At 64.0% G+C, this 7,828-nt stretch carries 9 protein-coding genes; 6 read left to right on the top strand and 3 right to left on the bottom strand.

Annotated elements, in window-relative coordinates; all coding sequences use genetic code 11:
- Positions 1-159: 159 nt before the first annotated feature.
- Both Q0C64_RS04980 and thrS read right to left on the bottom strand, forming a co-directional pair.
- Complete coding sequence (locus Q0C64_RS04980) at positions 160-498, bottom strand: hypothetical protein (RefSeq protein WP_294121232.1); 339 nt, start codon at positions 496-498, stop codon at positions 160-162.
- Positions 495-2,522, bottom strand: coding sequence for a threonine--tRNA ligase (gene thrS, locus Q0C64_RS04975; protein ID WP_294121231.1), 2,028 nt, complete (start codon positions 2,520-2,522; stop codon positions 495-497). Before thrS ends, Q0C64_RS04980 begins: the two co-directional genes overlap by 4 nt.
- 119 nt (positions 2,523-2,641) lie before the next feature.
- On the opposite strand from thrS, the gene Q0C64_RS04970 reads away from it, so the two are divergent.
- The 6 genes from Q0C64_RS04970 to Q0C64_RS04945 all read left to right on the top strand — a co-directional run bounded on the left by Q0C64_RS04970 (position 2,642) and on the right by Q0C64_RS04945 (position 7,002).
- On the top strand, positions 2,642-3,064 hold the full coding sequence (locus Q0C64_RS04970; RefSeq protein ID WP_294121229.1) for a hypothetical protein: 423 nt from the start codon (positions 2,642-2,644) through the stop codon (positions 3,062-3,064).
- Positions 3,061-3,261, top strand: coding sequence for a helix-turn-helix transcriptional regulator (locus Q0C64_RS04965; RefSeq protein ID WP_294121227.1), 201 nt, complete (start codon positions 3,061-3,063; stop codon positions 3,259-3,261). The genes Q0C64_RS04970 and Q0C64_RS04965 overlap by 4 nt, the downstream gene beginning before the upstream one ends.
- 98 nt (positions 3,262-3,359) lie before the next feature.
- Positions 3,360-4,415 (top strand): DUF898 family protein, encoded by a 1,056-nt coding sequence (locus tag Q0C64_RS04960; RefSeq protein WP_294121226.1) that lies wholly within the window; start codon positions 3,360-3,362, stop codon positions 4,413-4,415.
- A complete protein-coding gene (locus Q0C64_RS04955; protein WP_294121224.1) occupies positions 4,415-5,440 on the top strand; it encodes a M48 family metallopeptidase in 1,026 nt (341 codons plus the stop codon). Before Q0C64_RS04960 ends, Q0C64_RS04955 begins: the two co-directional genes overlap by 1 nt.
- Before the next feature lie 45 nt (positions 5,441-5,485).
- The gene (locus Q0C64_RS04950) at positions 5,486-6,256 is read left to right on the top strand and encodes an alpha/beta hydrolase (RefSeq protein WP_294121223.1); all 771 of its coding nucleotides are present in this window, start codon (positions 5,486-5,488) and stop codon (positions 6,254-6,256) included.
- Positions 6,253-7,002, top strand: coding sequence for a hypothetical protein (locus Q0C64_RS04945; protein ID WP_294121222.1), 750 nt, complete (start codon positions 6,253-6,255; stop codon positions 7,000-7,002). The genes Q0C64_RS04950 and Q0C64_RS04945 overlap by 4 nt, the downstream gene beginning before the upstream one ends.
- A gap of 3 nt (positions 7,003-7,005) precedes the next feature.
- Here the strand turns inward: Q0C64_RS04945 and Q0C64_RS04940 are convergent, their stop codons facing one another.
- Complete coding sequence (locus Q0C64_RS04940) at positions 7,006-7,713, bottom strand: SIMPL domain-containing protein (RefSeq protein ID WP_294121221.1); 708 nt, start codon at positions 7,711-7,713, stop codon at positions 7,006-7,008.
- Positions 7,714-7,828: the final 115 nt, after the last annotated feature.

Raw genomic sequence — 7,828 nt, 5'->3', positions numbered from 1 at the left:
CCGCTGATCTGCGGCGGCGCCAGCGGGCGGCGCGGGGTGGGCGGGGGTATAGCGCAATCTCCTAGAATCGTTGGTTGAGCGCGCGAATTAGGGGTTTCGCCCGCCATTGAAAAGGGCAGGCGGTGCCAACTGCTGCATTTTCACGTCCTAGGGCGTCGATCAGGCGTTAGGGAGTCGGTCATCGAGCGCTTGCCAATCCGGCTCGAGAAGATGGGCATAGGCCATTGTCAATGTGAACGGCGCCAGCATTAGGGCTACCAATACCCAGAACACGTAACGCCCGCGACGAACATGTTCAGCGATTGCCCAAAGAAACGTCGCGGCCATCGACACGAGATAAATTAGATACTCGGTGCGCCGGCCGTCGAGGCAGGCTCGAAGCGCTGGCTCGTGCGCTGTCGATGCTCCGCAATCGCCCAAAATGATGGGGGCTGAAAGCACGAGCGACACCAACAACGAAACAAGAAGCGCCAGTGCGAAGGCGAGATGATGTTTCACCGCAAGTCAGGCGGCACCGCCTCGGCAGCAAAGAGTGCCACCGCCTCGTCGAGGCCGATCACCTTCTGATGCTCGTCGCTGCCGAGGCGGCGAACGGCGACCGTCCCCTCATCGGCCTCGCGCTTGCCGACCACCAGCAGCAGCGGGACCTTGGCAAGGCTGTGCTCGCGCACCTTATAGTTGATCTTCTCGTTGCGCAGGTCGGCCACGGCGCGCAGCCCGGCGGCGCGAAGCTTCTCAACGACCTCCCGCGCATAATCATCCGCATCGGACACGATCGTCGCGACCACCGCCTGGACCGGCGCCAACCACAGCGGGAATTTGCCGGCATAATGCTCGATCAAAATGCCGATGAACCGCTCGAAGGTACCGAGGATCGCGCGGTGGAGCATGACCGGCCGGTGCTTCTCGCCATCCTCGCCAATGTAATTGGCATCGAGCCGCTCGGGCAGCACGCGGTCCGACTGCATCGTGCCGACCTGCCAGGTGCGGCCGATGGCGTCGGTCAGATGATATTCCAGCTTGGGCGCATAGAAGGCGCCTTCGCCGGGCAGCTCTTCCCAGCCATATTCTTCGGTGGCCCTGCCCGAGGCGACGACCGCGTCGCGCAGCTCCGCCTCAGCCTGGTCCCATAGCTCGTCGCTGCCGAAGCGCTTGTCGGGCCTCAGCGCCAGCTTGATCGCATAATTGTCGAAGCCGAGATCCTGGTAGATGCTGTCGAGCAGGTCCCCGAACGCCTGCACCTCGTCGACGATCTGGTCCTCACGGCAGAAGATGTGGCCGTCGTCCTGGGTGAACTGGCGCACCCGCATGATGCCGTGCAGCGCGCCGTGCGGCTCGTTGCGGTGGCAGCAGCCATATTCGGCCAGCCGGATCGGCAGCTCCTTGTAGCTGGTGATGCCCTGCTTGAAGATCAGCACATGGGCCGGGCAGTTCATCGGCTTCAGCGCCATCAGATCGGACTTGCCCGACAGCACCGGCGCATCGTCCTCGGCGCCATCTTCAGGAACATGCGGAATCTCGTCGGGGACGATGAACATATTCTCACGATATTTGCCCCAGTGGCCGCTCTTCTCCCACTGGCGGGCATCCATCAGCTGCGGCGTCTTGACCTCGACATAGCCGGCAGCGTCGAGCCGGCGGCGCATATAGGCTTCCAGCTGGCGCCAGATGATGAAGCCGTTGGGGTGCCAGAAGACGCTGCCATGCGCCTCGGCCTGAAGGTGGAACAGGTCCATCTCCCGGCCGATCTTGCGATGGTCGCGCTTGGCCGCTTCCTCGAGCCGCACCAGATAATCGGCCAGCTGCTTCTTGTTGAGCCAGGCTGTGCCGTAGATGCGCGACAGCATCGGGTTGTTCTGGTCGCCGCGCCAATAGGCGCCCGATACATGGGTCAGCTTGAACGCCTGCGGATCGAGCTTGCCGGTCGAGGGAAGATGCGGCCCGCGGCAGAGGTCTATCCAGGCGCCGTCACCGGTTCCTGACCGATACATGGTGATCGGCTCGCCCGCCGGCAGCTCCATGACCCACTCGGCCTTGAAGCGCTCGCCCTGCTTTTCGAACAGGGCGCGCACGTCCTCGCGCTGCCACACTTCGCGGATCAGGTGCAGGTCTTCGGCGATGATCCGCCGCATTTCCTCCTCGATCGCGGGCAGGTCTTCGTCGGTGAAGGGTCCGCGCTCGGGGGCCGGGGCGAAATCATAATAGAAGCCGTCCTCGGTTGCCGGGCCGAACGTGATTTGCGTGCCCGGATAGCGCCGCTGCACGGCCTCGGCGAGAACATGGGCGAAGTCGTGCCGGACCAGCTCCAGCGCGTCCTTTTCGTCCTTCGAGGTAATCAGGGCGAGACTGGAGTCGCCCTCGAACGGGCGGTTGAGGTCGCGCACCTCGCCGTCGATCCGCGCCGCCAACGCCGCCTTGGCCAGGCCTGGCCCGATCGCCGTTGCGACATCCGCCGGGGTCGAGCCCTCGGGCATTTCGCGTGACGAACCGTCGGGCAGGGTGATCTTGAACATCTCGGCCATGGGATTGGCACCTAGTGCAGTGCAGCAAGCGCTTCAAGCCGGGCTTTAGTAAAGGAGACTTGACTTCTTGATCGCGAATCGAGTAAAGCTACCTTTACACAAAGTAAAGGAAGCTTGAAATGGCAATGTACCGCAGCCCGGCGACCCGCCGCTACGTGATCCGCATTGCGGTCATGATGAGCATTTACCTCGTTACCTTCTTCATCGCGGTGAGGACGTTTCGCGCCGACGCCGTCCATGGCGTTCCCGCTTATGTCCTCGCCATCCTGCCCGCTTTTCCAATTATCGGCGTATTTTGGGCCGTGATGCGCCTGCTGATCGAGGAGCCCGACGAGTTCATCCGTCTGCTGCAGGTCCGTCAATGCCTGTTCGCCACCGGCTTTTGCCTGACAGTGATGACCATCTGGGAAATGCTCCAAAATTTCGATTTGGTAGCAAAGGGCAATGGCGGGTTTGGCGCTGCCTTTTTCTGGTTCATCGGTTTGGGCCTCGGCGCCGTCTACAACAAGCTGACGGTCGGCACGGTTGGGTCCTGCGCATGAACAACCGCCTGAAAATCCTCCGCGCCGAACGCGACTGGAGCCAGCAGGACCTGGCCGAACGGCTCCAGGTCTCGCGGCAGAGCGTCAATGCGATCGAGACCGGCAAATATGATCCGTCATTGCCGCTCGCCTTCCGCATCGCCGAACTGTTCGGACTTCGGATCGAGGAAATTTTCGCCTCGCCGTCGAAAATCTGAACCCGGCCTCTCGCTAACCAATTATGCCCCTTCCCTAATATCAATCGCTCGTTAGTCTCGTGTGGCTCGGTTTTTGTTGGGCGGGGGAGAATATTTTCATGGATGCAATGACTTCGGCGCCGGGCGAGCACGCCCGGGGCATTCGTTTTACTGGTCGATGGCAGGATTACCTCAAGATCGCCGTCACCAATCTGCTGCTGACCATCGTCACGCTTGGCATTTACCGATTCTGGGCCACCGCCCGCCAACGGCGTTACCTTTGGTCGAACACCCGCATCATCGACGACGAGCTCGAATGGACCGGCACCGGCGGCGAGATGTTCATCGGCTTCCTGATGGTGATGGGCATATTCGTGGCCTGGGGCGCACTGATCGTCGGCGGCGCGGCCCTGCTTGGGCAATGGTTCATGGTGTTGGGTGCAATCTCTTTTTACATCTTCCTGTTGTGGGCATTCGGATTCGCCCAGTTCCGGGCGCTTCGTTACCGCCTCTCGCGCACATATTGGCGCGGGATCCGCGGCGGCAGCGACGATAATGGCGTCGGTTACGGCTGGACCGCGCTGGGCAATAATTTCGTCGCCGGATTGACGCTGGGTATCCTGACACCGCGAGCGATCGCCGAGAACTGGAACGACCGCATTCGCAAAATGTCGTTCGGCCCGCACATGCTCGACAGCGACGTCGACACGGTCGGACTGCAGAGCCGCTGGATGATGGTCTATGCGGTCTACATTGGCTTCGGGGTTCTGGCTTGGGCGACAGCGCCCGGTCCGGCGACGGTACAGCCCGGCGTGTTCGAGCCGATGGCCTTGCTGCCGATGCTGTTTCTGATTGCTGGCCTATTGATCGTGATGACCAGCTTCTGGGCCGCCTTCTTCCGCAAGGCCGCCGGCACATTTGCCTTGGGTGAGCTGACCTCCGCCTTCGAAGTGTCGACGGTGGATTGGCTCAAATTCTACGCCAAGCTGGTCGGCCTCACCATCGTGACGCTCGGCTTCGGGTTGCTGATGTGGAATTACTGGCGCTGGGAGTTCGTCATGAACCGGCTGGAGTTGTTCGGCGAAATCGATGTTGCCGCACTGACCCAATCGACCACGACCGCGCCAAAGGACGCAGAAGGCTTTGCCGACGCGTTTGATATCGGCGCCTTCTAATGGAGCAACTCGGGCTCTGGTACGATGGACAGAGCGCACAGCAGCGATCGGTCCGGGTCAGCCAGGGCCCGGGCGAGCTGCTCCTGACCGATGAAAGCGGTTCGGAGCATGCCGTGGCCAAAGCCGACCTTGTCCGGCTGGGCAGCGCCGACGGGCGAGTAAGGTTCGGCCGCAAATCGAGCGACGGATGGCGGCTAACCCTGGTCGAGCCAATCGACCCGGATATTCTTGCCGACTTGCCGCGCCGTCTGGGTTCGGTCGCACCGGTTGGAAGCCGTAAGATGGTCGCGCTGCTTGGCGGGTTGTCGATTGCCGCCACTTTGCTTGCCGGTGTCGTCATTTTCGCGCCCGAGGCAGTGGCCAAGCACATGCCGCTGGCGTGGGAGCGCAAGCTCGGCACGGCTTTCGACCTGCCGATCGAGGCGACCCGGTGCGACGACGCCGGCGCGCAGGAATCTTTGAATGCAATCGTCGACCGGCTAGACCCGCAAGCTCGGAAAGACGGATTTACCGTCGAGTTGATCGAGTTGGACGAGGCCAATGCTGCCGCTTTGCCGGGAGGCCGGATGGTCGTGCTGAGCGGCCTGTTCGACGACATCAAGAATCCCGACGCCTTGGCCGGGATCGTGGCGCACGAGATCGCTCACGTCCGGCGGCGTCATGTTGCAGCGGCGATGGTCCGCCAGCTCGGACTGGGAACGGTCGTGACTCTCCTTGGCGGCGGCGCGGTCGCATCCAATGCAGGCGGCCTGCTGTCGCTCAAGTTCAGCCGCACCGCCGAAGCCGAGGCCGATTCCGATGCCATCGCTATGCTACGGCACGCCGGCATCGATCCGCGACCCACGGCCTCAGCATTTGACGAGTTTCGCAAGCAGGAGGGCGACTGGCCTGAGTGGCTAGGCGACCATCCGGCCAGCGCCGCCCGGGCGAGGCTGTTCAAAGCATCTTATGATTCGAGGCAGCATTATCGTCCGGTGCTCGACCCTGCCCGAGCCAAGCAACTGGTCTCGGCCTGCCACGGCTGAGCGTGCGTGACTTCCCTTCCCGGCGTTGGGCGCTAGGGAAGCGCCATGCAGATTCCCGACATCCCCGCGACCGAGCTCGCCTATTTCGATCCCGGCGACGGCCGCCGCATCGCCTACCGCCTGCGCGAGGCCAAGGCGGGCGGCCCGACCGTCATGTTCCTGCCCGGCTATGCGTCCGACATGGAAGGCGCCAAGGCCGAAGCGATCGATGGCTTCTGTGCGACGCGCGGCATCGGCTGCCTGCGTCTCGACTATTCGGGCACCGGCTCGTCGGGGGGCGAGTTTGCCGACGGCACGCTGAACCGCTGGCTGGAAGAAACGCTGGCGGCGATCGACCTGTTGAGCGACGGACCGCTGGTCCTCGCCGGCTCGTCGATGGGCGGCTGGTTGGCGCTGCACGCCGCGCTCAGCCGTCCCGACCGGGTCAAGGCGCTGCTCGGGATCGCCGCCGCGCCCGACTTCACCGACTGGGGCTACACGCCCGAGGATAAGGAAGCGCTCAAGCGCGACGGCAAGCTGGAGCTTCCCAATCCTTATGGGCCGGAGCCTTCGGTCACCTGGCTGGGTTTCTGGCAATCGGGCGCCGAGCATCGGCTGCTCAACAATGTCATCGATCTCACCATCCCGATCCGGCTGGTCCATGGCGAGCTCGACGCGGAAGTCGGGCTGGGCGTCGCATTGCAGTTGCTGCGCGAGCTACGTTCAGCCGATGTCCAGCTTCGCCTCATCAAAGGGGCCGGGCATCGCCTGAGCGAACCGCATGAGATCCACGCGATCCTGGTCGAACTGCTCGGGCTGCTGGAGCGCATTTTATGATCCTGATTTACGCCGCCGCACTCGCTGCCCAGGCCGGCCCACCCGCGCCGCCGCCGGCATGCCCGACGGTCCTGACGCCGGCCGCCCAGGCGTGCCGTGCGATCGAAGCCGACAAGGCCGGGCGCTTTGCCGAAGCAGCAGAAGCGTTCGAAAGCGCCGCCGACCTCACCCCGGCAGGCGACCCGGCGAAGGACCGCGCACTGGCCGCGGCCGGCAATATGTGGATCGCCGCGGGCGAGCCGGGCAAGGCCGCGGTGGCGCTCGACAAGGCGCTGGCCGGGACCGGGCTGCAGGCCGAGCAGCATGGCCTGGCCCTGCTTGACCGCGCCCGCGCCGCCGAAGCGCAGAACGACCTCAAGACCGCCCGCGCCAAGGTCGGCGAAGCCGCCAAGACGATCAGCGAAGATCCGTTCCTATGGTATTTCTCGGCGGCGCTTGCCGTGCGCGAAGAGGATATTCCCACCGCCAAGGTTTCCATCAACCGCGCACTGGCGATGGCGCCGGATTCGGCCGAGGTGCTGTTCGAGGCCGGCCATGTCGCCGAGGCTGCCGGCGAGGAAGCCCAGGCGCGTGATTATTGGACGAAGGCAGCCAAGGCCGACCCCAAGGGCGCCGCCGGCAGGGCCGCGCGCGAGGCTCTGGCGATGAGCGACGTGCCGCTCACCGTCACCAACCAGGTCGCGACGCGGCCCGATGGTGACGGCGAGGGCCAGGACAAGAACCCCGAAGAGCCCCAGCCCAACTGACGGCTAGCCGATGTCGTAATCGATCGTCGTGACGACGCGGACCTTCTGGTAGGGCGAACTGCCGCCCGACGATCCGCAATCGTCGCAATCTTCCCCATCGCGCGCGCCGACCGAGAAATAGCCTTGGCTGGCGGTCTTGAGCTTGCCGACCGTGACGCCGCTGTTTTTGGCGAACTCGTCGGCACTGCGCCGGGCATTCTGGTTCGCCTCGGCAATCATCTCCGGCTTGAGCGCGTTGAGCTTGGTGAAGGTGAAGCTGACATTGCTAGCGCTGCCGACGACCTCGACCCCGTCGCGCAGCAGCTCGGCCTGCCGGGCATAGGCCGCACGGACCCTGGCGATGTCATTGGTGCGAAGCTGGATCGACCGCGTCACCGTCAGCTTTTGCGGGCCAACCGGTTCGCCGTAGCGGTCGGTCGGTTGCTGGCGGCTCAAGGACACGTCCTCGTCGGTAATCTCCTGCGGCTTGAAGCCGGCCCGCAGGAAGAAGGCGCGGACGGCGCGCGCCTGCTGGTCAACCGATTGCTGGACCGATGCAAGGTCGGTTCCCTCGTGCGAGAAGCTGACCGGCCAGGTGGCCAGGTCCGCGGTGACGTCGCGTTCGGAAACGCCGCGGACGGTGACGTTCCTGTGCTCCGCCATCTTCCAGCGACGCAGTCCGTCGCCAAGCGCGTAGCCGCTGGTGGTCAGACCAAGTGCAAAAATCCCCACCGCGCCGAGCAAAACGGCGCGATCGCCTTGAAATCGCTCTAACATGGAACGACGCTCTCGGTTCGTCGTCACTCTAGGACGGCCACCGGGCACGATTGCCGGTCACGGACCGTCG

Origin of the sequence: Sphingomonas sp. (assembly GCF_023266535.1) — a bacterium.
Taxonomy (GTDB): domain Bacteria; phylum Pseudomonadota; class Alphaproteobacteria; order Sphingomonadales; family Sphingomonadaceae; genus Sphingomicrobium.
Note: the sequence above shows the minus strand (reverse complement) of the source record. Positions and strands in the feature narration are given on the sequence as shown.

Excerpts from the sequence above, each read along its gene's own strand:
- thrS (WP_294121231.1), bottom strand. The coding sequence starts at position 2,522 with ATGGCCGAGATGTTCAAGATCACCCTGCCCGACGGTTCGTCACGCGAA.
- Q0C64_RS04970 (WP_294121229.1), top strand. The coding sequence starts at position 2,642 with ATGGCAATGTACCGCAGCCCGGCGACCCGCCGCTACGTGATCCGCATT.
- Q0C64_RS04965 (WP_294121227.1), top strand. The coding sequence starts at position 3,061 with ATGAACAACCGCCTGAAAATCCTCCGCGCCGAACGCGACTGGAGCCAG.
- Q0C64_RS04960 (WP_294121226.1), top strand. The coding sequence starts at position 3,360 with ATGGATGCAATGACTTCGGCGCCGGGCGAGCACGCCCGGGGCATTCGT.
- Q0C64_RS04955 (WP_294121224.1), top strand. The coding sequence starts at position 4,415 with ATGGAGCAACTCGGGCTCTGGTACGATGGACAGAGCGCACAGCAGCGA.
- Q0C64_RS04950 (WP_294121223.1), top strand. The coding sequence starts at position 5,486 with ATGCAGATTCCCGACATCCCCGCGACCGAGCTCGCCTATTTCGATCCC.
- Q0C64_RS04945 (WP_294121222.1), top strand. The coding sequence starts at position 6,253 with ATGATCCTGATTTACGCCGCCGCACTCGCTGCCCAGGCCGGCCCACCC.